Here is a 25,055-nt window from a genome sequence, read left to right on the forward strand (position 1 = left end):
GGGTTCAGGCCGACTGTCCGATCAGCTTCAGGGCGATCGGATACAGCGACAGCACCAGCAGCAGCGCCATCGCCACATTGAAAACGCGCAACCGCTTCGGGTCCGACAACACCTGCCGCATGGCGGTGCCGAAACCCGCCCACAGGCAGATGCACGGAAAGCCGATCACGTAGAAGATCACCGCCATCGCAATGGCGTTCATGCTGTAGCTCTCGCTGAGGTGGATCGTCGTGGCGGCGGTCAGCACCATCATCCATGCCTTCGGATTGACCCACTGGAAGGCGATCGCTTCGTAGAACTTCATGGGCCGGCGCTCGCCTTTTTTTACCTTCAACTCGCCCGAAGTGCCGATCTTCCACGCGAGATACAGCAGATACGCGACGCTCGCGACCTCGAGCACCGTGTAGAGCACGGGGAAATGCACGAAGGCTTCGCCCAGACCGATCCCGACCGACAGCATCAATAGCACGACGCCGGCGCTAATGCCGGACAGATGCGGCAACGTGCGGCGGAACCCGAAATTGACGCCCGAGGCCAGCAGCATCGTGTTGTTCGGACCGGGCGTGATGGTGGTGACGAGCGCGAACAGGATGCCGGCGGGCAGCGCGCTGAGACTGAGAAATGACATGGCAAGCTCCGGTGTCGGGCGGAAGAACATTGGAGCATTCTAGCGAGCGTTGCCGGTACAGTACCGGTACGGTTTGTGAGATGGTGTCCGGTACGGGTGGCGGTGGATTGCCTGCGTGCGGCGGTCCGCGGATCGATATAAGACGACCGTAGTACTGAGATTGATATCGCAGCGGAAGGTGTCGCCGGAGAACTGGCCAATCGTTCCAAAAGACCGGCGGCGCAGCGTGCGCTGCGCCACCCACGCTGCGTCCAACACCGACGCCTGTCAGTCGATATAACGCAGCCCCAGCTTCGCGAGCGGCTCACGCATCTGGTACATGTCGAGCCCCAACACGCCCGAGGCGAGTTTCGCGCGCTTCTGCGCTTCGTTCGCCTCGCGTGCGCTCGCGTTCTCGAGCGTTCGCGCCGCCATTGCTTGCGGTACGACGACCACGCCATCCTGATCCGCGACGATGACGTCGCCCGGCGTGACGAGCGCGCCCGCGCATACCACCGGCACGTTGACCGAGCCTAAGGTCGCCTTGATCGTGCCTTTCGACGAGATCGCCTTGCTCCACACGGGGAAGTTCATTTCGGCGAGCACGCTGACGTCGCGTACGCCCGCATCGATGACCAGTCCGCGCGCGCCGCGCGCCTTGAAACTGGTGGCGAGCAGATCGCCGAAATAGCCATCCGTGCAATCGGCGGTGATGGCGGCAACCACCAGGTCGCCGGGTTGAATCTGTTCGGCGGCCACGTGCAGCATCCAGTTGTCGCCGGGATGCAATAGCACGGTGACGGCGGTGCCCGATGCATTCGCACCGGCATAGATCGGGCGCATATACGGCTTGAGCAGACCGGTGCGGCCCATTGCTTCATGCACGGTAGCGCTGCCGAGGACGCCGAGTGCGTCCGCGACGCCGCTGTCCGCGCGCGTGATGTTGCGATAAACGACTCCGAGTTCGTACATGATCAACGTCCTTGCGCGGCGAGGGCGGCATCCAGACGCGGATAGACGCGGCGTGCATTACCTTCGTAAATCTTGAAGCGCTGTTCGGGGTGCATGTCGGCGGCCTCGATGTAGCGTTTCGTATCGTCGAAATAGTGCTGCGTGTACGGATCGATACCGCGCACCGCGCCGATCATCTCGCTCGCGAACAGAATGTTGTCGACGGGAATCACTTCGGTCAGCAGATTGATGCCGGGCTGGTGATACACGCAGGTGTCGAAGAAGATGTTGTGGAGCAGGTGCTCTTCCAGTGGCGGCTTTTTCATCTCCTGCGCGAGACCGCGGAAACGGCCCCAGTGATACGGCACCGCGCCGCCGCCATGCGGAATCACGAAACGCAGCGTGGGGAAATCATGGAACAGGTCCGACGTCAGGCACTGCATGAAGGCAGTCGTATCCGCGTTCAGGTAGTGCGCGCCGGTCGTATGGAAACACGCGTTGCAGCTCGTGCTCACGTGAATCATTGCCGGAATGTCGTACTCGACCATCTTTTCGTAGATGGGATACCAGTAGCGGTCGGAGAGCGGCGGGCTCGTCCAGTGGCCGCCGGACGGATCGGGATTCAGATTGATCGCGACGTTGCCGTACTCTTCGACGCATTTCACCAGTTCGGGAATGCAGCTCGCCGTATCGACGCCCGGACTCTGCGGCAGCATCGCCGCGGGAATGAAATGCTGCGGAAACAACTGGCTCACGCGGTAGCACAACTCGTTGCAAATCGCCGCCCAGGTGCTCGACACCTCGAAGTCGCCGATGTGATGCGCCATGAAGCTCGCACGTGGACTGAACACGGTGAGATCGAGCCCGCGTTCGCGCATCAGTCGCAACTGGTTGGTCTCGATCGAGTCGCGCAGTTCGTCGTCGCTGATGTTCAGTTCGGACGGCTTGGGGCGGCTCGCCGGCTGGCCGATTGCCGCGATCTGGCGGTTGCGCCAGGTCTCCAGCGCTTTGGGCGCGGTCGTGTAGTGCCCGTGGATGTCGATGATCATGGTTGGCTCCTGGGAAATTCGGCGCGTGCATCGATCACGCGCATCGGGATGTGAGTTCGACGTACTAGAACAGCACGTCGATGCCGACGGTGACGGCCGTCTGACTCGACGCGCCGGCTGGGTTCAGCGTGCTGACCACCGCGTGCTTGTACGAGGTGTAATCGACTTCGCCGTAGAGCGTGGTGCGCTTGGACAGCAGATAGGCGAGCGAAACGATCGACAGGCCGCGGCGGCTGGCCTTGTCGTTCGACACGGTGGTCTGGTAGTAGCCGCCGTCGAAAATCATGTCCGGCCTGATGGTCCATGAAATGCCGCCGAAGGCGTTGTTGGTCACCTGGTGCGGTGCGGCCGGATTCTGCAGGTCTTCGGACATGAAGCCGCCCGACACCCGCACCGGGCCGATTTTGTAGGCGGCACCGGCCATGTAATAGCTGTCGCCGATGTAGGTCGTCCCGGTCAGTATGTTGCGATGCCCGTACACGCCGCCGAGGCTCGCCGGACCGGCGCTATAGCTCATGCCGACTGAACGCGTCGCTCCACTGCTGAAATTTCCCGGCACACCGCCGAACGAGTTGTCCACTTCGAACAGCAATGGCCCGAAAACATTCTTGTACTTGACGGCGTTGTTGTTGCGCGTGCCGTCCGAGGCCGTGGTCAACGGCAGGATCGGCGTGAAGTGAAAACCGAACGGATCGTAGATACTGATGATGTCGTGCGAAATCGTGTATTGGCGGCCGAGGTCGATCGACCCGTACTTCGAATTGCCAATGCCGACGAATGCCTGCCGGTTGAATTCGACGCCGGTGGTATTGTCGAACTGCCCGTTGCCGAGATTGAAGCCGTTCTCCAACTGGAAGTGCGCGTTCCAGCCGTCACCCAGGTCTTCCTTTCCCAGGAAGCCGAGTTTGTTCGAACTGTAGTAGCCGTTCGAATTCATGGTCACCACCGTGCCGCCGCCTTTTGCCGCGTTCGTCTGGTAACGCACGCCACCGTCTACCGTGCCGTATAGCTGGACGCTCGATTGCGCGTGTGCGGACATTGCGCCCAGCGTGCCGGCCGCTGCCGACAGTCCAACCCCAATGGTTCTCCAAACCTTTGTTTTCATAGTACGTCTCCGATCTAATGTCGTTGTGTGGAACCGCTGGCAATGGCAGGGCCGCGCCATACGATTCGTATGACTAAATAAAAGCTATGCTTTCAGATCCGATTTTCAATTTCATCGGGCCGGCGGAGCTCACTCATCGGTGCCACCGGCCTTGCGGACATTCGTGGCTAGTTGCCTGCCCGACCGCTGCTCGTCTGATTGAGGCGCCCCGGCGAAGGCGGAACCGGCTTGAAGCCGGTTTTCAGTTCACGGCGCAGCGCGCCGCGGTCGAGTGCCTTCTCCCAGTTCGCCACCACGATGGTCGCCACGCTATTGCCGACGATGTTGGTGAACACGAATCCGCTGGACATGGCCTTGTGAATGCCGAGAATCAGGGCGATCGATTCGACCGGAATCGTGTTCGATGCGGCGAGCGTCGCTGCCAGCACGGCAATCGCCGCACCGGATACGCCTGCCGCGCCCTTCGACGTGAGCAGCAAGACGGCGAGCAGTACCAGTTGATCGTGCCAATTCATTGGCGTGTTGGTAGCTTGGGCGAGAAACACGGCGGCTGCGGCGAAATACAGGCACGTGCCGTCGTGATTGAACGAGTACGCCGTCGGCAGGACCAGACCGACCACCGATTTTTCGCAGCCGAGCCGTTCGAGTTTGTCGATCAATTGCGGGAAGACCGTCTCCGACGAACTCGTACCGATCACCAGCAGCAACTCCGCGCCGATATAGCGCATCAAACGCAGCAGGCTGAAGCCGTTGACTTTCGCGATCGGCCAGAGAATCAGCAAGAAGAACAGCGCGCAGGTCAGATAGAACTCGAGCACGAGTTTGCCGAGCGAGATCAGCGTGCCGAAGCCGAATTTGCTGACCGTGAAGGCGATCGCGCCGAACGCGGCGAGCGGCGCGATTTTCATCGTCAAGCCGATGATCCAGAAGAGCGAGCCCGACACCGAGTCGATCAGATTCAACGCCGGCTGCGCACGCTCGCCGATTGCGGCGAGGCCGAATGCGAACAGTACCGAGAAGAACAGCACCTGCAGCACGTCACCGCCCGCGAACGCGCTGATCGCCGTGTGCGGAATCACGTTCAGCAGGAATTCGCTCGTCGTGACGACGTGATGCGCGTTGGCGACGTACGTATCGACGGCGGCGGAGTGCACGCTATGCATGTCCACGTTCATGCCGACACCGGGCTTGAGCACATTGATGACCACGAGGCCGAGCACCAGGGCGAGCGAGGTCACCACTTCAAAGTAGAAGAGCGCCTTGATCGCCACGCGGCCAACTTTCTTGAAGTCGTTGACGCCCGCGATGCCGCTGCATACGGTGCAGAAAATGATCGGACCGATCAGCATCTGGATGATGCGGATAAAGGCGTCGCCCACGGGTTGCAGATCGATGCCGAACTTCGGAAAGAAGTAACCCGTGGCGATACCTAGCGCCATGCCGGCCAACACCTGGAACGACAGGTCGAGATAGAACGGCTGACGTTCCCTGGGTTTCGCGGCGGTGGACTTGCCGGGCAAGCTCATGGTGTCTCCTTAACAAACTGCGGCGAACTTGGGTTCGCTCAAAAATCGTGAAACGGACGAATGCTGTGTCAGCGTGCGGCGTCGCCCAAAATGTCGAGGCTGTCGGCGAAGATCTCGTCGACGGTCAGCTTGCGTGGCAACAGCTGTTGCTGCTCGCAGAACGCAAGGGTTTCTTCAAGCGGCCCGCGCAGTGCGTCGTAGCCGAATAGCAGCTTGTCCGGCTTGTTGGCGTTTTCCGCGGCGTTCTCTGCGGCGGCCAATGCCTTGCCGCGGCTCAGCAGGTCGTACACGGCACGCACGGCTTGCGGATTCGAATCGGCCAGCGCTTGCGTCACCACCACGACGTGATTGATCGGCACGTAACGATGAAGCGTGTACCACTCGCGGTCGGCGGCGGCCGCATTGTCGATCAGCGGTTTGAATTCAGGCTCGTCCGGCAGATCGTTGCCGAGAATGGCGGCGTCGATCTCGCCCGCGCGAAGCATCGGCAGCAGTTGCTTGCCGGGGGCGGCGCGCTGCACGAAAACGGGGTCGGCATACTCTTCCAGATGCGCGCCTTCGATTGTCACCCATTCGATCTGTTCGAGCGGCACGCCATAGGTTTGCCCGAGAATGGCGCGTACCCACATGCCGGTGGTCTGCGAGTAGGCGCGCACGCCCACCTTCTTGCCTGCGAGACTGCCGACATCGAGTTTGCCCCGCTCCGCATTATAAATAATGCAGCCTTGCTGAAAGCGCGCGGCCACGACAGTGGGCAAGAGCACCACCGGCTTGCCATAGGCCTTCGCCTGCAGATACGTGACGATCGCCAGTTCACTGACGTCATACGCCTGACGGCGCGCCATCGGCGCGAACGCACGATGAATCGGCTCGACGTCCTCGAACAGCAACTCGACGGCCGGGTCAGTCAGTTCGCCGGCTTTCAGCGCCCGCGTGTGCGGATAGGTTTTCAGCGCGGTCTTCAGGCGCAGCGGTTGTGTGGAGGTGCTCACAATCGGGTTTTCCTGTTTCGTTCGAGGTGAAGATATCAAGCGGCGAGTGCCGGATAAACCGCACGCGCGGTGCCGCCGAAAATCGCTTCGCGCGCGTCGGCGGGCAGCATCGATAAACTCTCGCGGGCCTCGGCGAGCAGTTGCGGCAGCGCGCCTTCGGCAGCGGGAAAGTTCGAGCCCCACGCAATACGATTGGCGCCGAATGCGTCGAGCACGCGCGGGAAGAATGCGGCGGGCGTCGACGCGCCACGCGAGGCTTCGACGATCGTGCGATTCGTGAGCTTCAGGAACACACCCCGATGCGACGCGAGGCTGAAGAGCGGTGCCGCTGCTTCGTACGGCGGGCCGCCAGCGAGTTCGGGACGTGCGAGGTGATCGAGCAGGACCCGGATGTCCGGAAAGCGCGAGAGCATGTTCACGAGCGCGGGAATGCCTTGCGCGGTCATCTGCAGGCAGATCGACACGTTGTGGCGCTGCGCGTAGTCCCATACCAGGAACGAGCGTTCGTCGTCGAGCCAGCCCGCCTGGCCTGGCATCGTGCTGCCGGTGGTGAAAAGACGCAGGCCCGAGAGGCCCGCGTCGAGCCAGCGCTGCATTTGCGTGACGGCGTCGCTTGCCAGCACGTCGATCGAAAATACGCCCGCGAAACGATCCGCATGGCTGCGCACCGCTTCGACCACATAACTATTGTCGTTGCCGTATACCGTCGAAGCTTGCACCACCACCGCGCGGTCGATGCCGGCTTCGTCCATCGAGGCGAGCAGACCTTCGAAACTGACCGGACGTTTCGCCGACCACTCCGATTGATGGCCGCCGACCGGCGCGAGTGGATAACGTTGTTTATCCGGGGAAATTGCGTGAGTGTGCGTGTCGATGACGACGGACATGAAGGCGCTCCTGACTGAAAACTTTCTAATGGAATGAGCGTTACTGTAAGCGCGATGTGGCCGGAGTCCTCAATATGAAGTGAGGCCCAGCCCATAGATTTACGTTAAGCTAAGGGTTTTCACATAGCCGGTTTGGAGGGTCGATGGAGGCTGTCGAACATGCATCGGCGGACGACGATCTGGCGCGATTGAGGCGTCTCTTCCTGTTCGACGCGGTGTGCGAAGCCGGTGGAATCGGGCAGGCGGCGGTCCGCGCGGGGCGCACGCAGCCGGCTGTGAGTGTCGCCATTAGCAAGCTGGAAGCGAGCTTTGGCGGCCAACTGTTCGAGCGCGGTTTCGGCGGCAGCGAATTGACGGGCGAGGGCGCGATCCTGCAGCGGCGCGTGCGCCGCATGCTCGATCAGATGGAGCGTGCCGTGACGAGCCTGAGCGGCCAATCGGCGGCAAACGCGGCCAAGATTTGCCGCCGTCTGACCGACGCGCAGGTGCGCTGTCATATCGCCATCGCCAACGCGGGGTCCGCGGCGGAGGCCGCGTTGTCGTTGGGCATTTCACAGCCGGCGGTGCATCGGGCCGCGCGGCAAATCGAGCAGAACGTCGGCGTGTCGCTTTACCGGCGGCGCGTGCACAGCGTGTCGGCGAACGCCGCGGGGATCGAATTCGCGCGCTGTCTGAGTCTCGCGCTCTACGAGATCGCGCAGGCAGGGGAGGATCTGGCATACGCCCGCGGGCAGCTCACCGGGAAGGTGGCGATCGGCGTCTTGCCGTTGCTGCCGTCGCGGCTCGTCGCGCGCGCCATTCAACGGCTGCGCGAGCGCTATCCCGCCGCGCGCGTCACGGTCGAAGAGGGTTCCCATGCGCTTTTGCTGCACGAATTGCGCAGCGGCATGATCGACATCATTGTCGGTGGTTTGCGCGAGCCTCGCCTCACGGGCTCCGTGCAGGAGACCGAACTGTTTGCCGATCCTTACGTCGTGGCTGTGCGCAAGGGGCATCGACTGGCCAAACGGAAAACCGTCGGGCTTCTCGATCTCGCCGACTACGACTGGGTCATGCCTCAGCGCAACGTGCCGCGACGCGCGGTGATCGATTCGATTTTCGGGCAGTTGCCCGTCAAGCCGCCTCTGGTGCTCGAGACCAGTTCGCTCGCGATGATGCTCGCGATGCTGATGGAGAGCGATTGCATCACGCTGCTATCCCGTGCGCAGATCCGCGACGCCTATCCGGGACGCGAGCTGGTGGCGCTGGAACTGGAGACGCCCGAGGCAAGCCGGGCGGTCGGCTATACCGTGCGCACCGACTGGCTGGGCACGGCGGTGCAGCAGGCCTTCGTTGAGGTTTTGCGCGGAGAATGCGCGGCCGAATCCAACTACGAGCCGTGACGGCCGGTGCGCTACCCGAACGGCGATTTGCGGGTAAACCCGATTAGGGAATTTGCATAAAAGTAAAATATTGACGTTAAATTAACGACCGACTACCTTTACCTCTAATGCGACGGACTACCCGGGGCGCAGCAATCGCGACGAGAGAGTTGCCATGTCACACACCCTGTTTCGACGTTTTCGAGGATTGGTCGTCAGCGCCCTGATGGGCGCAGCAGTGCTCATGTCAGCGCCGGCCTTTTCGGCCGGCGACACGTTGAGAGTTGCAACCGAGGGCACCTATCCGCCGTGGAGCTTCAAAGACGCCTCCGGCCAGCTTCAGGGCTTCGACGTGGACATTGCGAATGCCCTTTGCGCATAGATGAAGCTGAAATGCCAGATCGTTGCGCAAGCGTGGGACGGCATCATTCCTGGTCTTCAGGCCAATCGATATGACGCCATCGTCGCGTCGATGTCGACGACGCCTGCGCGACGCAAACAGGTTCTGTTCACCAACAAGTACAAGGACACGACGTCGAGCTTTATCGCGGCAAAAGACAGCGGCATCAAGGACGTCTCGCCCGCGGCACTGAAGGGCAAGCGCATCGGCGTTCAACGCGGCTCGTCGCAGCACCAGTGGCTCGTCGCCAACGGTTACGACAAGACGGCGTCACTCGTGCTGTATGACGATACCCGTCAGCCGGAACTGGATCTCGTAGCAGGTCGCGTGGACCTCATCATCGGCAACAAGGCGACCTTCTATTCCGACTTCTTCAAGCGACCAGACGCGAAGGACTTCGCGTTCATCGGACCTGAATTCAAAGGCGGTGTACTCGGGGACGGGAACGCAATTGCGGTTCGCCTCGACGACACGGAACTCTGCAATCGTATTAACGCAGCGTTGGCCGCGATCATGGCGAACGGCACCTACGACCAGATCAGAAAGAAGTATTTCCCTTTCGCTCTGATGTAATGCGGGAGCCAGCATGCTCAGCTTCACTCTGAACGGTTATGGCGGACTCATTCTGCTTGGGGCCCTGACGACTCTGCTGGTCGCACTCGCGGCCGCAGCGATCGGCTCGGTAATCGGAATACTAATGGCGGCTGCCAAGCTGTCTCCGTTGCGGCTTCTCAGGCAGTTCGCCGGGGCCTACACGACCACCATACGAGGTGTGCCGGACCTGCTGGTCATTTTCCTTGTGTATTACGGCGGCAGCGCAACCCTTTCTCATGTCCTGGGCCGGCCCATTGAAATCAATGCGTTCGGGGCGGGTGCCGTGTCGCTGGGACTGGTGTTCGGCGCCTATGCGACGGAAATCTTCCGGGGCGCAATTCTGGAAGTTCCGCGCGGCCAGTTTGAAGCCTCCGCAGCGCTGGGATTGACGGGCGCAGGGGGCTTTGTGCACGTCATTGCACCACAGGCGTGGCGCCTCGCCGTACCTGCTTTCGGGAATCAGTTGACCGTATTGCTGAAAGAAACTGCGCTTGTCTCGCTGGTCGGTCTGGAAGACCTGATGCGAAGAACAGGCTTTGCCGTCGAAGCGACAAATCGCCCGTTCTTCTTCTACCTGATTGCCGGCGTGCTGTACTTCGTTCTCAGCTTCGCTTTGACAAACGTTTTTAGCACGGTTCGTCGCAAGACATCGACCGCATTGGCGAGGTGACGCATGTTCGACTTCTCATTGCTCATTTCGAGCTTTCCGCGTCTGCTCGCTGCCTTGCCCATCACGCTCGAATTGTTTGTCGCCATCGTGGTCGTCGGCATCATTGTGGGCGTGCCCACGGCGCTTGTTGGATTGAGCTCGTCCAGGGTTCTGAGCGGTAGCGTTAAGTTTTACATCGGCGCATTCCGTGGCACGCCGGCGCTCGTGCAATTGTTCTTTCTCTACTACGGATTCGGACAGTTCTCTTTTATTCGACACTCCGTGGTCTGGCCGCTCTTGCGTGACCCATTCACCTGTGCAGTCATTGCCTTGGGCCTGAATTCGGGTGCGTACACGGCGCGCATTCTGATGGGGGCGCTGTCTGCCGTGCCGAAAGGCATTGTCGAAGCTGCCGAGGCACTCGGGTTAAGTCGAGCCTCCATACTCACTCGCATCAAAGCACCGATCGCTATTCGGATTGCAATCCCCGCCTATGCGAACGAAACGATTCTGAACCTGAAGGCGACGTCGCTGGCATCGACGGTGACCATCATGGAATTGACGGGAACGTCGAAGTTGCTGGTTAGTGAAACTTACGCGCCCTATGAGATTTTCGTCGCCGCTGGATTGATTTATCTCGCGATGACGTTTTTTCTCTCGCACGCGTTCCGGATTCTCGAACTGAACATTGCACGCAGAACAGGGAAGGACGTCAACGTCGTCAACGCTCGAAAGCCCAAGCAAGCCGCGATGCTGAAGTCTTCAGATTCTGGTGACGCTCACGCGACCTAGTCGTCATATGGCGCATCTTGATAGGCGGACTCATGCCTCCGAGTCCCTTACGAAAAGTTAATGGAGAAACGCAAATTGCTTCGGTTTCTGACACTTGGACCAAGTGGCAGCAATCACGAGTTCGTGACTGCCCGATACATTCAACATCACGGTCTGGAAGGACGGGCGTCGATGGCGCTGGTATTGAGCTTTGACGAGGCCGCACGACTGGTGATCGACGGCGAGGCCGACTATATCGTGCAGGTTGCAGTCCATCCTTCGACGGCTGACATCGTTGCGAAGTACCGCAAACAACTTTTCGTCATCGATGCATTCGTCTCTTCCAGCAAAGACATGGCCGTAGTGACCCGCGTCGACGTCGAGATACCGCGCACGCTCGCACTTCAGCCCGCCACGCGCGACTATGTCAACACAGATGGACTGACGCTCATTCCGGAGACATCGACAGCCTCGGTTGCGAATGGACTCCTCTCGGGCAAATACGAAAGCGGTCTGACCTACTCGTCCCTTGCTACCGAGAATCCCACCCGCTTCAGAATCGACGAGCGGATCGGAACTGTCGACGACCCCTGGATTGTCTACGGCCGTGAGCGGTTGTCCGACGGCCAGGTTGTCGCCTGGAAGGAGAGTCCGGCGGCTCAGGCATTCCACGCTCAGACAATCACGCGGCTTGACACCTGAGTCGCATGCCAATGCACAGGACTTTCGCTATGAATACGATCCCCAATAATGAATTCGCGATATCTATCAACGGACTCTCAAAGAGTTTCGGCGAGTTCAATGTACTCAATTCTATTTCGCTGAATGTCCGGCGAGGTGAAAAGATTGTTCTGTGCGGACCGTCCGGCTCCGGAAAATCGACACTGATTCGCTGCGTGAATCGACTGGAGAGGCATGATTCGGGAGATGTCCGCGTCGACGGAATCGAGCTCACTGACAATGTGAGACACGTACGCATGGTACGTGCCGATGTCGGCATGGTGTTTCAGCATTTCAATCTGTTCCCTCACATGACGGTGCTGGCAAACTGCACCTTGGCTCCCATGCGTGTTCGTGGTTTGAAGCGGAAGGAGGCCGAAGCACGGGCGCTTGAAATGCTCGAACGCGTTCGCGTGGCGAGTCACGCCGGGAAATACCCTTCCCAGCTTTCCGGCGGTCAACAGCAGCGGGTGGCTATCGCAAGAGCGCTCTGCATGTCGCCGACCATCATGCTGCTCGACGAACCGACGTCCGCGCTCGACCCGGAGATGGTCAGGGAGGTGCTCGACACGCTGACGCTGCTCGCGCAAGACGGCATGACCATGCTTTGCGTCACCCACGAAATGGGATTCGCGAGGGCGGTGGCCGACCGCATTCTGTTCATGGACCAGGGTGAGATCGTAGAAGACAACGAGCCTGGCCACTTCTTTGATGCGCCGAGGACTGAGCGAGCGAGGCGATTCCTCAGTCAGATGATTCACAAATGAATATGTCATGTTAGGCATGCGCGAGAACTCGAACTTTTCAAAGAGGTCGAGACGCTTCGCCCACAATAAAACGGTATCCCGCAGATCTTCAGGAGTAAAGCATGGCCACAATCAGATTTGGCACCCTTGGCCCATCCGGAACGAACCACGAGTATGTGACGCGTCGTTACATTGAATTCCACGGCCTCGAGGCGGAAGTCAAACTCTTTGATAATTTCGACGACGCGCTAGCTGCGTTTGACGCCGACGAAATCGACTATCTCATTCAGTGCGCGGTTCATCCGGATTCCCCGCGTGTGATGGGCAGTAATTTCCGTGAGCGGTTCGTTGTCGACACGTTCATCTCGCCGAGTCAGACATTGGCGATTCTCACGCGTAACGACGTGGACAAGCCGGAAACCATCTCGCTCGTTTCTCCCGCAACCGATGACTACGTCGACCTCGGCGCGTATTCCAGGCGGATTCCCGCAGTCTCGATTCCGGTGGCTTTCGAGCGACTGATGAAGGGAGAATGCGATTCCGCGCTGGTCTATCGATACTATTTCGACTCGCAACCGGAGACGCTGCGAGTGGATGCCACGATCGGTTCGCCCGATGACGCCTGGATCGTGTACGGCCGAGAGCGCGTTGGAGCGGGAGAGATTGTCGCCAGTCGAGAAAGCGCGGTGGCAAAGCAATTCGCAGAACTGCAGCGGTCGCAACGATAAACCGGTGCGTGCGATAGGGTGGTTGCGAGAGGCTACGGCCTCTATTTTCTAGCTGTATTCGCGGATGTTGAAGAACACTGCGAGAAATTTGACCGGCACGCTTTCGATTTCTTCCGGACCATGCGCCGCATTCGGGTCGAACAGCAGGCTGTCGCCGGGTTTCAGGTCGTAGAGCCGATTGGCGTAACGGTATTTCATCTTGCCTTCGAGTACGTGAAGGAACTGAATACCCGTTGTCTGGTGGGTTGACCACGGCTGGGACTTTTCGTCGAGCGTAACGACATACGGCTCCACGGAGAGATTCCCTGACAATACGTGGCCAACGAGCCGATAGATGTGGCCATACGACGAACCTTCCCTGTCGACAGTCACGCCTTGTCCCGCGGGTACGAACGAGCAGTCGTGGCGCTCGCTCTGATCGACGAAAAAGCGCGATACAGGTTTGCCCAACGCATTGGCCAGCCGCGTAAGCGTTTCTATCGACGGAGTGGCCGTTCCTTTTTCGATTCTTGAGAGCATCGAATGGGAAATGCCGGCCATTTTCGCGAGGGTGCCCGAAGCGATTCCTGCTGAGGTTCGGAAAGCATGAATCTGTGCAGCCAGAGCACGGGACACTTTCTCCACTGCAGGGTCCGTCTGCTTCTCTGCTACCTCGATGTCCGGAGATTCTTCAGCGGGTGGCTGACTCTGAGTTTTTGGCATGGTGCCTTCAATGAAGGAGCAGTTCAAAGATGACTACTTGTTGCCATTATATGAGGCATTGCCACGCATGAGTGGCAAGTCAACGGCTTTTTGGCAGTACCGCGCGAGATAGCAAAGGAGACTGCGTTGATGCATATTCGCCCTATTGCACCGACAGATGCACGTTCCGTTGCGCACCTCGTGGATGCGCTTCTTGTGGAGCTTCACCATGGCGAACTTGAACACGCGGATCGAGTGTCTATCGCTGAAGCCGTTCTGACCCAAGCGAGTCGCTGCTTCGGATATCTGGCGCTCGAAGGGGATAGTCCCGTAGGCGTACTTCTAATGACAGAAGGAATGGCAATATACGCGGGAGGGGCCTTCGGACAGATTACCGAGCTATATGTCCGACCCGAATGCCGGTCTGGTGGATTGGCCGCGGCGCTGGTCTGCGAAGCCGCGAGGTTCGGCAAGGAACGCGGATGGAAACGACTCGACGTGGGCGCTCCGGGCCAGCCCCGCTGGAGCCGGACGCTTGCGTTCTATCAGTCCGCGGGTTTTGTCGAGGTTGGACCACGGTTGCGTCTTGACTTGTGATGCGAAGCGCCTGCGATTGCCCGAAAGCGACCTCGTCGAACTGGTTTCATTCACGTGGATATCGCGTCACAGCTTGGTGATTTCAGCGCCGTGAAGGAGCGTTATATTCGTTCCGACTTTCCTGCATGGACGATTATGGTTGCGGCGCTGAGGGAATAACGCCGAAGTCTCGCGGCGTATTTTTGCCGGGTTGCAAAGGCGGGCTTCATGGGCGGCTGAAAATGTTTGTACATTACGATATGCAAGCATAACGGTTTCGGCAACGGCCGGCCGCCACCGCACCCTTGAGCGCCCACTGATGAACCACATCGTATTCTTCGAAGGCCTGCTTCTCGTACTGCTCGGCGCGTGCGTGCTATCGCTCATTGCCAGCCGTTTCAATCTGCCGTCGGCTGCCGTATTGCTGGTCGGCGGTGCGGCGATCGGCTTCGCGACCGATGCGCCCGTCGTTGCGTTCGACCCCGACGTCATCATGGTCGTGCTGATTCCGCCGCTGCTGATGTCCAGTGCGTTCTATACCGCCTGGCGAGAGTTTCGCCGCGAGACAGCGCCAATCGCGTCGCTGGCGCTCGGGTCGGTGATTTTCACGACTGCGTGCGTCGGGTGCGCCGTCCATTGGGTCGATCCACAGTTGCCGTGGGCCGCATGCGTCGCCCTCGGCGCGATCGTGTCGCCGCCCGATGCGGTGGCGGCCAAAGCCCTGCTCGGCGAGTTGCCGTTGCCGGAGCGGCTGGTCACCGTGCTCGAGGGCGAAAGCCTCGTCAACGACGCGTCAGGGCTCGTGATCTATCGCTTCGCGCTGGTTGCGCTGGCGGCGGGCACCTTCAGCGCGAGCGGCGCCGTCCTCACCTTTTCGACGCTTTCGCTCGTCGGCATCGCAACGGGCGCGCTCATCGGCTGGGCAACGATCAAGCTGCTCGGCTGGCTCGAAGACACGCATCTGGCCGTCGTGCTGACCTTCCTCGCTGCGTGGGCCGCGTATCTGCTCGGTGAACGCCTGCATGGCTCCGGTGTGCTGTCGGTGGTGGTGTGCGGCCTGATCGTTGGACTGTGCCAGCACATGACACTCGACGCGACCACGCGGCTGAAAACCACGGGCACGTGGGACGTCGTCGTCTTTGTGCTGGAAGCGCTCGTGTTCATCCTGATCGGCGTGTCGCTGCCCGGTACGCTGGCAAAGCTCGATGCGGGACACACGTTCTCGTGGTGGCTGCCCGAGCGTGTGTGGGTGGTGGCCGGCGTCACGGTCGCGGTTGTGATCGTCGCGCGGTTCGTCTGGGTGATGGCGGCGATCGCGTTGCCCGAATATCTCCTCTCGCGCGCGCGTGGCACCCAGCCCAGAACGGACCTCAAGCAGGCGACGATTCTCGGTTGGGCCGGAATGCGCGGCGTTGTGAGTCTCGCCGCTGCACTGGCGCTGCCCGAGTCGCTAGCCGATCGCGATCTGCTGATTTTCTCGACATTCGCGGTGATCTTCGTGACGGTCCTCGTGCAAGGTCTGACGCTGGCGCCGCTCGCGCGCCTGGTCGGTTTCAACGATGCTCACGCGTCCGCCGAATCGAAATATCTCACGCAATATCAGGCTCGATCCCTCACGTTTCAGGCGTCGCTGGACGCGCTGAAGCAGATCGACCTCGCGCAATGCAAAGGCAACGAAGACGTGGTGCTGCGGCTGATCGACGAATACAGCTATCGTATCGACAGCAACGTGCGTGCGCACACGGGCGGCGAAACGCTCGTGCACTTGCGGCTGACGCGGCTGAACCTCGGGCTGCGAGCGGTCCAGGCGGGCCGCGCGGCGCTGCTTCAGTTGCACGACGAGAACCGGATCAAGGACAAGACCCTGCACCGGATCGAATCGGAACTCGATTTCGAAGAGGCACGGCTGAAAAAACTGTTGGGGCCGTGAGGCGGCGATGCGCGAGGAAAACGGCACAAGTGGAAAACGCGATGCTTACTGCCGGGCTGTTCCGTCGCGCTGCTCCGCTCGGCCGCCAAAACGGATCTGGCCCGGCCCGGCAATCGCGATCGTGCCGAACAGAATCAGCAGCATCCACGCGAACTGTCCCTCCGCCAGCGACCAGTCGCGATGGACGAAGGCCAGCGCGACCACCGTGACGATGAGGATCGGCAACGCAGCGAGTCGCGTCGCGATCCCGAGGATCATCAGCGGCGGACAGATGACTTCCGCGAAAATCGCGAATGTAATCGACACGGTTCGACCCAGGTGAAACGGATCTTCGATCGCCGCTGCCTGGCTCGCGTAGTGCATGGCTTTCGGCAAGCCGTGAACCACGAGGACGAGCAGGCTCGCGGTCACTCGTAAATACAGCAGTCCAAAATCCGCGGTCGTTGCCCTTAATTTCACACGCGCCTCTTTGTTCTCGCCTGGATTGAGCGATCATAGGCTAGCGCGGACTGAACGTCCTTCCAGATTCCTTAAGTGTTCTTAAGCGTGAGGTAAAAGGTGTTCGCTTTGACCGCTAACCTCGAGCGTCGGCTGAAAAAATCTGAACGACCGGGGCTATTTCGACTTGCTAGCTCGTACTCGTCAAAGCGACGATAAAGTCAAGAAATACCCTTGCCTTGGCCGGCATGTGGTGCCGCGACGGGTGGTACGCATAGAGCGGGAAGCGCTCATCCGGCCAGTCTGGAAACAGGATGACGAGCCGGCCCTCCCGGATCAGGGGCTCGGCCCCAAGCAGCAGCATCTGCGCGACGCCGGCGCCAGCCAGACACGCGTTGAGGAGTGCGCTCGGATCATTCACCGTAAGCCGACCATTCGTTTCGACAACGAGCTTTTTGCGCTTGCGATGAAACTCCCACGGATACGGCTTTCCGGTATCCGGGTTCCGGAATTCCAAACACCTGTGCTCCCCGCGACTCAGCTCTTGAGGCTCCGCCGGCCGCCCCCGGCGAGCGAGGTACGAGGGAGATGCGACGGTGACAACCGCGGTGTCGAGGAGCTTTCGCGCAATCAGACTGGATGAGCGAGGTTCGCCGAAGCGCAAGGCCAGATCGAAGCCGTCCATGACGAGGTCGCCGAGTTGATCTCTCGCAATGAACTCGAGTTCGAGTTCAGGATGCGCATCCATGAATTCATCGAGCTTCGGACCCAGAATGATCCGCGAAAAGACCGGGTCAAGATTGATTCGCAGCTTCCCGCGCACGGCCGCGGCGCCTCCTGCCGCGGCTGCGGCGGCTTCCTCCATGCCCCTCAAGTGCGGCATGACCTGCTCGTAGAACCGCCGGCCCGCTTCAGTCAGGGACACGGCGCGGGTCGTCCGATTGAAGAGCCGTGTTTTCAACCGCCTTTCGAGTCGAGCGATTGCCCGGCTAACCCCGGGCGGCGACATACCCATCAATTCGGACGCGGCTGCGAACGTTCCCGCATCGACGACGGCGGCAAATACGCTGATACCGCTAGAGAGATTCTCGCCGGACGATCTCATGGGCGCTGCATCCTGGTCATTTAATGGTCGGAAGACGTTCAGTCGAATGCCAAGCCGCTATCGGCTGGCCCTGCACCGTGCGTCAAAAACCGCACTATGACTCATTAGTAACCAGCAGTCACTTCACAAGTGTCATTCGTGTCATTTAGTTTCTCATCGCGTTTGCCCACAATGCATCCCAACAGGTCGTTTCAACCTCAGCGATTCAAAGGAGCATTGCCATGAATACCCGTCATCTCGCGCTTGCCATCGCGGCCGCCATCGCCTTCCCTGTCGCTGGATACGCGCAGGAATCCAGCTCGACTGTCACTCGTGCGCAGGTGCGCGCAGAGCTTGTGCAACTGGAAAGCGTGGGCTACCGGCCCGGCCGCGCCAATGATCCGCATTACCCCGCCGACATTCAGGCTGCCGAAGCGGCTGTGGCGTCGCAGAAGGGCGCCGAGTCGATCATCGGCAACAGTGTGGGCGGTGTGCGCAGCGGCTCGTCCGCGTCGGGCAACCGCGTCACCGCAGCGGCGGCCCCCGCGAATGCACCGTTCGATTCGCTTTACGCACATCGCTGATTGGCACGCCACACCCATCATTGTTCATTCCAATTTTCAGGGAGTAGGAGATGACCGTTCAACTCACCCGCCGCGATCTGTTGAAGCGAGCATCCGGCCTGCTGGCCGTCGCCGCAGTGGGCGGATTGACCAGCATCGATACCGAGGCCACGGAGGTGCATCAGGCGCGCAATCGCGTTCTGGTCCGCAACCCTGCCTTTGCCTCGATTGACCTTTCCTTGCGGCAGGCCGTCGACAACGGCACCGTAGCCGGTGTGGTGGCGATGGGCGCCACGCAGCGCGGCCTCGTCTACGAAGGCGCATCAGGCCATGCCAATCCCCAGGCCGGTACGGCAATGACGCCCGACACGGTGTTCTGGCTGCTATCGATGACCAAGGCGATCACCGCCACGGCCTGCATGCAACTCATCGAGCAGGGCCGGCTTCGCCTCGACCAGCCCGCAGGCGAGATTCTTCCGGAACTGAAGTCGCCGCAAGTGCTGGACGGCTTCGATGCATCGGGACAGCCGAAACTGCGTCCTGCACGAAACGCGATAACCGTGCGTCATCTGCTGACTCACACGTCTGGCTTCACGTACGGCATCTGGAGCGAAAACATCAGCCGGTACGAAAAGGCGACCGGCATGCCGGATATCGGTTACTCGATGAACGGCGCGTTCAAGGCACCGCTGGAGTTCGAACCCGGCGAACGCTGGCAGTACGGCATCGGCATGGACTGGGTGGGCAAGCTGGTCGAGGCAGTGACGGATCAGTCGCTGGAGGTCTACTTCCGGGAGCACATTTTCGCGCCGCTCGGCATGAGCAATTCGGGATTTCTGATCAGCGGCGCACAGAAGCAGCGCGTGGCGACAATGCACAACCGGCAACCCGACGGATCGCTCAAGCCCGCGCCGTTCGAGATCAACCAGCGGCCCGAGTTCTTCATGGGCGGCGGCGGTGCATTCAGCACGCCGCGCGATTACATGGCGCTTCTCCAGATGCTGATGAACGATGGGACGTACCGCGGCGAGCGAATCCTGCGTGCCGACACCGTGGCGACGATGTTCCAGAATCAGATCGGAGATCTTCAGGTAACCGAAATGAAAACGGCGCAGCCCGCATGGTCTAACAGCTTCGATCAGTTTCCCGGGACGCCTCACAAGTGGGGGCTCTCCTTCGACATCAACACACAGCCGGGTCCGCATGGCCGCAGCGCGGGCAGCATCAGCTGGGCGGGCCTGCTGAACAGCTATTTCTGGGTCGATCCGGTCAGGAAGGTAGCCGGCACGCTCTTCACGCAGATTCTGCCGTTCTACGACCCTCGTGTGGTAGATCTGTACGGTCAGTTCGAGCAGGGGCTGTATCACGGTTTGCAACGCGCGTGAGCCCCGCTCACGGAGCGGCACACATCTATCTATGCAAGGAGAAGCTGCAATGTATGCAATCACAGGGATAACAGGAAAGGTCGGCGGCGCGGTGGCGCGCACGTTGCTCGCCGCGGGCCAGCCGGTACGCGCGGTGGTACGCGATGCCGCCCGGGCACGTTCGTGGGCTGAGCGCGGGTGTGAAGTGGTGACAGCCGAGATGGACGACGCGGCGTCCCTTACCGCCGCTTTCGAGGGCACGCAAGGCGTGTTCATTCTGCCGCCGTCCGAGTTCGATCCGTTGCCGGGCTTTCCCGAGGCACGTGCTGTCATTGACGCCGTGCGCGAAGCGCTTCAGTCGGCGGCACCGGGCAAGGTGGTCTGCCTGTCGACGATCGGCGCGCAGGCCACCGAGACCAATCTGCTCACGCAACGTACGCTGATGGAGCAGGCGCTTCGCGATTTACCGATGCCCGTGACATTCCTGCGTCCCGGCTGGTTCATGGAAAACGCCGCGTGGGACGTCGCGCCGGCCCGCGACAACGGGATCATCTCCAGCTTTTTGCAGCCGCTCGACAAGGCCGTGCCGATGGTCGCGACCGCGGACGTTGGTCGCGTTGCCGCGCAACTGCTTCAGCAAACGTGGCGCGGCGCGCGTGTCGTCGAATTGGAAGGGCCGCAGCGTGTGAGCCCGAACGGTCTGGCCGAGGCGTTTGCCCGGGTGCTGGGTCGTCCGGTTCGGGCGGAGGTGGTGCCGCGCAAAACATGGGGCGAGCTGTTCCGCTCCCAAGGTACGAAGGACCCGTTGCCGCGTATGCGCATGCTCGACGGGTTCAATGAAGGTTGGATCGCCTTCGAAGGCGATCCAACCGACGTCGTCAAGGGCGAGGTGGAACTGGAAACCGTTCTGCGCGACCTCGTCTCGCAGGCGGGCTAACGCGGGCGCATCCGGTGACGCGAGCAGCATGCCGCGTCGCCGGGTGCTCCGCGCTCATCGTTCATCGAGGGATTCATATCAAGGGATTCGCTATGGAATACAGCACACTCGGCAGGTCTGGGCTGCGCATTTCGCGTCTTTGTCTTGGCGCCATGACGTTTGGCGCCGGTACCGGCATCTGGGGCGAAATTGCCGGCCTCGACCGTGCCCAGGCCACCCGGCTTGTCGCGATGGCCGTCGAGCGCGGTATCAATCTGATCGATACCGCTGACGCCTATTCGCAAGGGCAATCTGAAGCGGTCGTCGGTCAGGCGCTGTCCGACCTTGGACTCGACGAATCGCGCATGCTGGTCGCGACCAAAGTCCGGCTGCGCACAGGAGCCGGCCACAACGACGTCGGGCTCGGCCGCTCGCACATCATGCGGTCGGTGGAAACGAGTCTTCGGCGTATCGGCCGGGATCATATCGATCTGTTTCAATTGCACGACCGCGATGAACTCGTTCCGCTGGAAGAAACGCTCCGAGCTCTCGACGACCTGGTGAGGCAGGGCAAGGTGCGCCACCTCGGGGTCTGCAACTTCAGCGCGGGCGACCTGGAGCGTGCACAGGGCATTACCGCCCGCACGCACTGGGCCCGCGTTGTCAGCAATCAGGTTCACTATGCGCTGACGAGCCGCGACGCCGAGCATGAGATCGCGCCCGTGGCAAAGGCGAACGATGTTGCGCTTATGGTGTGGAGTCCGCTCGCGGGCGGATACCTGAGCGGTAAGTACACGCAGGGAAGCAGCGGCGAAACCGGGCGTCGGACCAGGCTGAATTTTCCGCCGATCGATCCCGCAAAGGCGGATCCTATCGTTCGCGTAGTGTGCGACATCGCTGCGGAGTTGAACGCGTCGCCCGCTCAGGTGGCATTGGCGTGGATTCTGGCACGCCGTGAAGTCTGTTCTGTCATTGTGGGCGCGCGCACGCCAGAGCAACTCGCCGCTAACCTCGACGCTCAGCAGATCGCGTTGAACGCGGCGCAGACCGAACGTCTGAATCAGGTTTCGCAGCCGCACCTGCCTTATCCTTACTGGATGCAGCAGTTCCACGACAAGGATCGGGTGGTGGTCTGATTGCTTGGCGAGCGACAATTCTGTCACCCGATCGAGGGCGACGAAAGAATGCAGCGGATGCCGTGCCGCTCTACGCGACACGGCATCCGCTGCTTGCACAAAAAAGCGCGTGTTGACGTACCGCTTAGACCAGCGTCAGTTTGACGTCGATGTTGTTGCGCGTCGCGTTCGAATAAGGACAGACCACATGTGCCTTGTCGATCAGCGCTTGCGCCTCTGCGCGGTCCATGCCCGGCAGCGAGATTTTCAGTTCGACTTCGATGCCGAAGCCATTGGGAATCTGTCCGATGCCGACGCTGCCGTCAATGGCGACGTCCTTCGGCAAGGCGATCTTCTCGCGCGCGCTGACCGCCCTCAACGCGCCGATGAAGCACGCGCTATATCCCGCCGCGAAGAGTTGCTCGGGGTTGGTTCCGTCGCCGCCTCCGCCGCCGAGCTCCTTCGGCGTGGTCAGCTTGAGATCGAGGTTGCTCTCGGGAACCGTCGCACGCCCGTCGCGCCCGCCGGTGACGTGCGCATGAGCACGGTACAAGACTTTTTCAATCGACATTCGAGACTCCTTTACGTGTCAGGGTGGTCGAAGACTTCCCGGTGCGTCAGCAAGTTGAAGGCCGCGCCGTGAAGCGTCATGCACAAGCATACTCAAAGCGACGCGAACGCGCTCGGTGCGAGCCGGGCCGCTCGATCAAGCGACGTGTGCATGCTTGATCAAGACGATAGTACGAACGCAACAGTCGTGTCGACCGGACAATCACGAAGCAACCCCAACCGGTCGTCTACCCCGACAGCGCAAGCATCTCCTGGAAGCGAGGTAGTCGCAGCAACCGGCACGAAACGCGAGCAAGCCACGCACACGCTAGCATCGCACAGCCGGAAACGCCCGTGGCGCGGCCCTGCGCGACCCATGGCACGAGCACGGTGATGCGAGTATTGAATGTGAGCTTTTACTCGTAATATCCTCCGTACGGAACGCAACGAGCGATCCGATTCAACGGAGATCGACATGACCGATATCACGACCGCCATGAAGCTCAATCACGTGAGCTTCCCTTCATCCGATGTGAGCGCCACCGCCACCTTCTTCGAGGACCATCTAGGCTGTACGGTTGCCGCGCGAGGAACGAGCTGGTTTCTGAAACGCCCCGGATTCGACATCGTGATCGATGATGCCGCCGACCATCCGGTGCAATGGCCTCACAACTTTCACATCGGCTTCGAACTGGCGTCCCTCGACGAGGTTCGCGGGCTTTACGAGCGGATGGCCGCCGCGGGTGTCGTGATGAAAACCGGCGTCTTCAAGCATGAACGCGGCTCGCGATTTTTCTGCGAGGTACCCGGCGGCGTGCTCGTCGAAATCAATACGCGTTCGGATGCCGACGAGCAATATCGCGGCACCTTCGACCTCTGACCTTCTCGGCGATCTTGCCGCGAATGCTGAATGCCGAATGCTGAACCGAAACGCCGGAATCAGAAGCTGACGAATGCCTGCACGAGCCGGTTAAAAGCGCCGGCGTTCGACACATTCATGCCGTGCGACGCGCCGGCGATGGTTTGCCGCTCCGCATAGTCGATCCATTCCGCGAGCTTTTCGACGTTGTTGCGGAACATGCGCGGGCTGCGCTGCCCGTCGATCAGCAGCGTCCTGCACTTCACGCCGCGCGCGGTTTCGCGGGAATAGGCGGGCAATGGATCGCGGAGCTGCTTGGGCAGCGTGCCCGCGTTGTCGATCGCCATGGTGCGGAATGCAACCGGGCTCTTGCGCCACGATCCGGGCACGCTCACCGAATCGACGAAAAGCTCCAGACCCGCATCGATCTGCTGGCTCTCGATGAGTTCGGCGACGCGCGCACGCAGCACATTGGTCGTGGCCGGCAGCATCGCGTCCGGCATGCCGTCGATCTGCAGCGGACCGCCCGGGTCCGCGAGCGTCAGCGTCTTCACGAGCCGCGGATAGTCGCGCGCGACATGAAACGCCACGCAGCCGCCGCGCGAATGGCCGACCAGATGGACGGGCCCGAGGTCGATCGCCTCGATGAACTCGGCCAGCTCGGCGACGTGCGTCTGCCAGCCGAACTCGCCCTGGATGCACGCCTCGCTCGCCGGCCAGTAGTGGCTCAGGCTCACCGAGATGCAACGGAAATGCTGCGAGAGCGCTGCGGTCTGGGCATTCCAGTAGCGATAGTCGCACAGCGAGCCGTGCACGAACACGAGCGGCTCGCCTTCTCCGCACTCGACGTACGGCACGCAGATGCCCGATGCGATGGTCGCAAACGACAGTTCGGGTACGGCAAGCACTGAGAGGTCGGTACGGGCGTTCATGGACTGGCTCCTTTGCGGCCACTATGCCCCATGTCGCTACTTTAGAAAATCGCGTAATATTGATCGAATCTATCTACTTTTCTGATACCAGACCCATTGAAAGCCCTCGACCTGGACGTGATGACCATGATCGTCGCCGTCGCCGACACCGGCAACATCAGCCGGGCGGCGGAAGTCGTGCATCGTTCGCAATCGGCGGTGAGCATGCAGATCAAGACGCTCGAGACCGCGCTGGGCAAGCCGCTGTTCGTGCGCAAGCCGAGAAACGTGGTCCCGACGCAGGACGGCGAAGTGCTGCTGACGTACGCTCGCCGCATGCTCGCATTGCGCGACGAGGCGTGGGCGGCGGTGGTCCGGCCGGACGTGACCGGGCGCGTGAGCATCGGCGTGCCGGACGACTACGCGTCGTCGCTGCTGCCGCCGATCCTCAAGAAGTTTTCCGCGACCTATCCGAAGGTGGAGATTCAGGTCGTCGGTTTGCCGAGCGTGGCACTCGCGCCGATGGTGAAAGACGGCTCGGTCGATCTCGTGTGCGCGACGCGAGTCAAGGGCTTGTCAGGCGAATTCATCCGGCTCGAGCCGATGGAATGGGCGGCGGCGCCGAGTGCCGATGAAATATGGCGCGAGCGGCCGTTACCGATCGCCGTGTTCCTGCCGGGCAGCGTCGCGCGCGAGAACGCAATTCGCAGCCTGGAGCGGGCGAAGATTCCCTACCGCACCTCGTATGAAAGTCCGAGTCTGCTGGGCCTGCTATCGATGGCCGAAGCGGGGTTGGCGATTGTTCCGCTCGCGCGATGCGCGGTGCCGGCACACTTCACGCTGCTTGGACGTGCGCACGGCTTGCCCGAGATCACCGCGTTGGAAATGGTGCTGGCGCGCAGTACGGCTTCGAATCGTCCGCCGTGCGATTTTCTGGCGGAGAAGATCGTTTCGGAGTTGAGGCGCTAGCTTTCCGGCATTCG

26 protein-coding genes and 1 pseudogene are annotated in these 25,055 nt (G+C 61.0%); 15 read left to right on the top strand and 12 right to left on the bottom strand.

Annotation, left to right across the window (positions count from 1 at the left end):
* Window positions 1–4: 4 nt before the first annotated feature.
* The 7 genes from P0D96_RS04265 to P0D96_RS04295 all read right to left on the bottom strand — a co-directional run bounded on the left by P0D96_RS04265 (window position 5) and on the right by P0D96_RS04295 (window position 7,117).
* Window positions 5–628 carry a LysE family translocator gene (locus P0D96_RS04265; protein WP_132378153.1) on the bottom strand — a complete coding sequence of 208 codons (624 nt, stop codon included), beginning with the start codon at window positions 626–628 and terminating at the stop codon, window positions 5–7.
* Between the two features lie 267 nt (window positions 629–895).
* Window positions 896–1,579 carry a 4-carboxy-4-hydroxy-2-oxoadipate aldolase/oxaloacetate decarboxylase gene (ligK, locus tag P0D96_RS04270; protein WP_408175157.1) on the bottom strand — a complete coding sequence of 228 codons (684 nt, stop codon included), beginning with the start codon at window positions 1,577–1,579 and terminating at the stop codon, window positions 896–898.
* A 2-nt stretch (window positions 1,580–1,581) separates the two neighbouring features.
* A complete protein-coding gene (locus tag P0D96_RS04275; protein WP_408311979.1) occupies window positions 1,582–2,607 on the bottom strand; it encodes an amidohydrolase family protein in 1,026 nt (341 codons plus the stop codon).
* A gap of 64 nt (window positions 2,608–2,671) precedes the next feature.
* On the bottom strand, window positions 2,672–3,712 hold the full coding sequence (locus P0D96_RS04280; protein WP_408175153.1) for a porin: 1,041 nt from the start codon (window positions 3,710–3,712) through the stop codon (window positions 2,672–2,674).
* Between the two features lie 167 nt (window positions 3,713–3,879).
* Entirely contained in the window at window positions 3,880–5,238 is a 1,359-nt protein-coding gene (gene dctA, locus P0D96_RS04285; protein ID WP_408175152.1) for a C4-dicarboxylate transporter DctA, read from the bottom strand.
* Window positions 5,239–5,306: 68 nt separating this feature from the next.
* The gene (locus P0D96_RS04290; protein WP_408175150.1) at window positions 5,307–6,230 is read right to left on the bottom strand and encodes a substrate-binding domain-containing protein; all 924 of its coding nucleotides are present in this window, start codon (window positions 6,228–6,230) and stop codon (window positions 5,307–5,309) included.
* A gap of 35 nt (window positions 6,231–6,265) precedes the next feature.
* A complete protein-coding gene (locus tag P0D96_RS04295; protein ID WP_408311982.1) occupies window positions 6,266–7,117 on the bottom strand; it encodes an amidohydrolase family protein in 852 nt (283 codons plus the stop codon).
* A gap of 143 nt (window positions 7,118–7,260) precedes the next feature.
* On the opposite strand from P0D96_RS04295, the gene P0D96_RS04300 reads away from it, so the two are divergent.
* From P0D96_RS04300 to P0D96_RS04330, 7 genes and pseudogenes are all read left to right on the top strand, one after another.
* Window positions 7,261–8,499, top strand: coding sequence for a LysR family transcriptional regulator (locus P0D96_RS04300; RefSeq protein WP_408175147.1), 1,239 nt, complete (start codon window positions 7,261–7,263; stop codon window positions 8,497–8,499).
* A gap of 223 nt (window positions 8,500–8,722) precedes the next feature.
* A pseudogene (locus tag P0D96_RS04305) lies at window positions 8,723–9,451 on the top strand (transporter substrate-binding domain-containing protein).
* 13 nt (window positions 9,452–9,464) lie between these two features.
* A complete protein-coding gene (locus P0D96_RS04310) occupies window positions 9,465–10,142 on the top strand; it encodes an ABC transporter permease (RefSeq protein WP_408280804.1) in 678 nt (225 codons plus the stop codon).
* Between the two features lie 3 nt (window positions 10,143–10,145).
* Window positions 10,146–10,913 carry an ABC transporter permease gene (locus tag P0D96_RS04315; RefSeq protein WP_408280807.1) on the top strand — a complete coding sequence of 256 codons (768 nt, stop codon included), beginning with the start codon at window positions 10,146–10,148 and terminating at the stop codon, window positions 10,911–10,913.
* Window positions 10,914–11,084: 171 nt separating this feature from the next.
* Entirely contained in the window at window positions 11,085–11,594 is a 510-nt protein-coding gene (locus P0D96_RS04320) for a hypothetical protein (RefSeq protein ID WP_408311985.1), read from the top strand.
* Between the two features lie 29 nt (window positions 11,595–11,623).
* Window positions 11,624–12,379 carry an amino acid ABC transporter ATP-binding protein gene (locus tag P0D96_RS04325; RefSeq protein WP_408175140.1) on the top strand — a complete coding sequence of 252 codons (756 nt, stop codon included), beginning with the start codon at window positions 11,624–11,626 and terminating at the stop codon, window positions 12,377–12,379.
* Between the two features lie 101 nt (window positions 12,380–12,480).
* Window positions 12,481–13,086: a hypothetical protein gene (locus P0D96_RS04330; protein WP_408311988.1), complete on the top strand. Its 606-nt coding sequence runs from the start codon at window positions 12,481–12,483 to the stop codon at window positions 13,084–13,086.
* 48 nt (window positions 13,087–13,134) lie between these two features.
* On the opposite strand, the gene P0D96_RS04335 is transcribed toward P0D96_RS04330, so the two are convergent.
* Window positions 13,135–13,815 (bottom strand): helix-turn-helix domain-containing protein, encoded by a 681-nt coding sequence (locus P0D96_RS04335; protein WP_408311991.1) that lies wholly within the window; start codon window positions 13,813–13,815, stop codon window positions 13,135–13,137.
* A 102-nt stretch (window positions 13,816–13,917) separates the two neighbouring features.
* Between P0D96_RS04335 and P0D96_RS04340 the strand changes: the two genes are divergently transcribed.
* Complete coding sequence (locus tag P0D96_RS04340; RefSeq protein ID WP_408311994.1) at window positions 13,918–14,364, top strand: GNAT family N-acetyltransferase; 447 nt, start codon at window positions 13,918–13,920, stop codon at window positions 14,362–14,364.
* A 298-nt stretch (window positions 14,365–14,662) separates the two neighbouring features.
* Window positions 14,663–16,273, top strand: coding sequence for a Na+/H+ antiporter (locus P0D96_RS04345; protein ID WP_408175132.1), 1,611 nt, complete (start codon window positions 14,663–14,665; stop codon window positions 16,271–16,273).
* Between the two features lie 45 nt (window positions 16,274–16,318).
* Here the strand turns inward: P0D96_RS04345 and P0D96_RS04350 are convergent, their stop codons facing one another.
* Window positions 16,319–16,732: a DoxX family protein gene (locus P0D96_RS04350; RefSeq protein ID WP_408311998.1), complete on the bottom strand. Its 414-nt coding sequence runs from the start codon at window positions 16,730–16,732 to the stop codon at window positions 16,319–16,321.
* Window positions 16,733–16,901: 169 nt separating this feature from the next.
* Window positions 16,902–17,816 (bottom strand): LysR family transcriptional regulator, encoded by a 915-nt coding sequence (locus P0D96_RS04355; protein ID WP_408312001.1) that lies wholly within the window; start codon window positions 17,814–17,816, stop codon window positions 16,902–16,904.
* A 221-nt stretch (window positions 17,817–18,037) separates the two neighbouring features.
* On the opposite strand from P0D96_RS04355, the gene P0D96_RS04360 reads away from it, so the two are divergent.
* The 4 genes from P0D96_RS04360 to P0D96_RS04375 all read left to right on the top strand — a co-directional run bounded on the left by P0D96_RS04360 (window position 18,038) and on the right by P0D96_RS04375 (window position 21,774).
* Window positions 18,038–18,379 (top strand): DUF4148 domain-containing protein, encoded by a 342-nt coding sequence (locus P0D96_RS04360; RefSeq protein ID WP_408312004.1) that lies wholly within the window; start codon window positions 18,038–18,040, stop codon window positions 18,377–18,379.
* Window positions 18,380–18,429: 50 nt separating this feature from the next.
* Window positions 18,430–19,743, top strand: coding sequence for a serine hydrolase domain-containing protein (locus P0D96_RS04365; RefSeq protein WP_408312007.1), 1,314 nt, complete (start codon window positions 18,430–18,432; stop codon window positions 19,741–19,743).
* Window positions 19,744–19,792: 49 nt separating this feature from the next.
* A complete protein-coding gene (locus P0D96_RS04370) occupies window positions 19,793–20,659 on the top strand; it encodes an NmrA family NAD(P)-binding protein (protein WP_408312010.1) in 867 nt (288 codons plus the stop codon).
* Window positions 20,660–20,751: 92 nt separating this feature from the next.
* Entirely contained in the window at window positions 20,752–21,774 is a 1,023-nt protein-coding gene (locus tag P0D96_RS04375) for an aldo/keto reductase (RefSeq protein ID WP_408312013.1), read from the top strand.
* A 124-nt stretch (window positions 21,775–21,898) separates the two neighbouring features.
* Here P0D96_RS04375 and P0D96_RS04380 read toward each other — a convergent pair whose 3' ends face one another.
* Window positions 21,899–22,324 (bottom strand): organic hydroperoxide resistance protein, encoded by a 426-nt coding sequence (locus tag P0D96_RS04380; protein ID WP_408249109.1) that lies wholly within the window; start codon window positions 22,322–22,324, stop codon window positions 21,899–21,901.
* A 453-nt stretch (window positions 22,325–22,777) separates the two neighbouring features.
* On the opposite strand from P0D96_RS04380, the gene P0D96_RS04385 reads away from it, so the two are divergent.
* The gene (locus tag P0D96_RS04385; protein WP_408312016.1) at window positions 22,778–23,182 is read left to right on the top strand and encodes a VOC family protein; all 405 of its coding nucleotides are present in this window, start codon (window positions 22,778–22,780) and stop codon (window positions 23,180–23,182) included.
* Between the two features lie 59 nt (window positions 23,183–23,241).
* On the opposite strand, the gene P0D96_RS04390 is transcribed toward P0D96_RS04385, so the two are convergent.
* Window positions 23,242–24,093: an alpha/beta fold hydrolase gene (locus P0D96_RS04390; protein ID WP_408175124.1), complete on the bottom strand. Its 852-nt coding sequence runs from the start codon at window positions 24,091–24,093 to the stop codon at window positions 23,242–23,244.
* Between the two features lie 126 nt (window positions 24,094–24,219).
* Here P0D96_RS04390 and P0D96_RS04395 point away from each other — a divergent pair, with 126 nt between their 5' ends.
* Window positions 24,220–25,041 carry a LysR substrate-binding domain-containing protein gene (locus tag P0D96_RS04395; RefSeq protein WP_408312319.1) on the top strand — a complete coding sequence of 274 codons (822 nt, stop codon included), beginning with the start codon at window positions 24,220–24,222 and terminating at the stop codon, window positions 25,039–25,041.
* Window positions 25,042–25,055 lie beyond the last annotated feature (14 nt).

It is taken from the genome of Paraburkholderia sp. RL17-347-BIC-D (assembly GCF_046027915.1).
GTDB lineage: Bacteria > Pseudomonadota > Gammaproteobacteria > Burkholderiales > Burkholderiaceae > Paraburkholderia.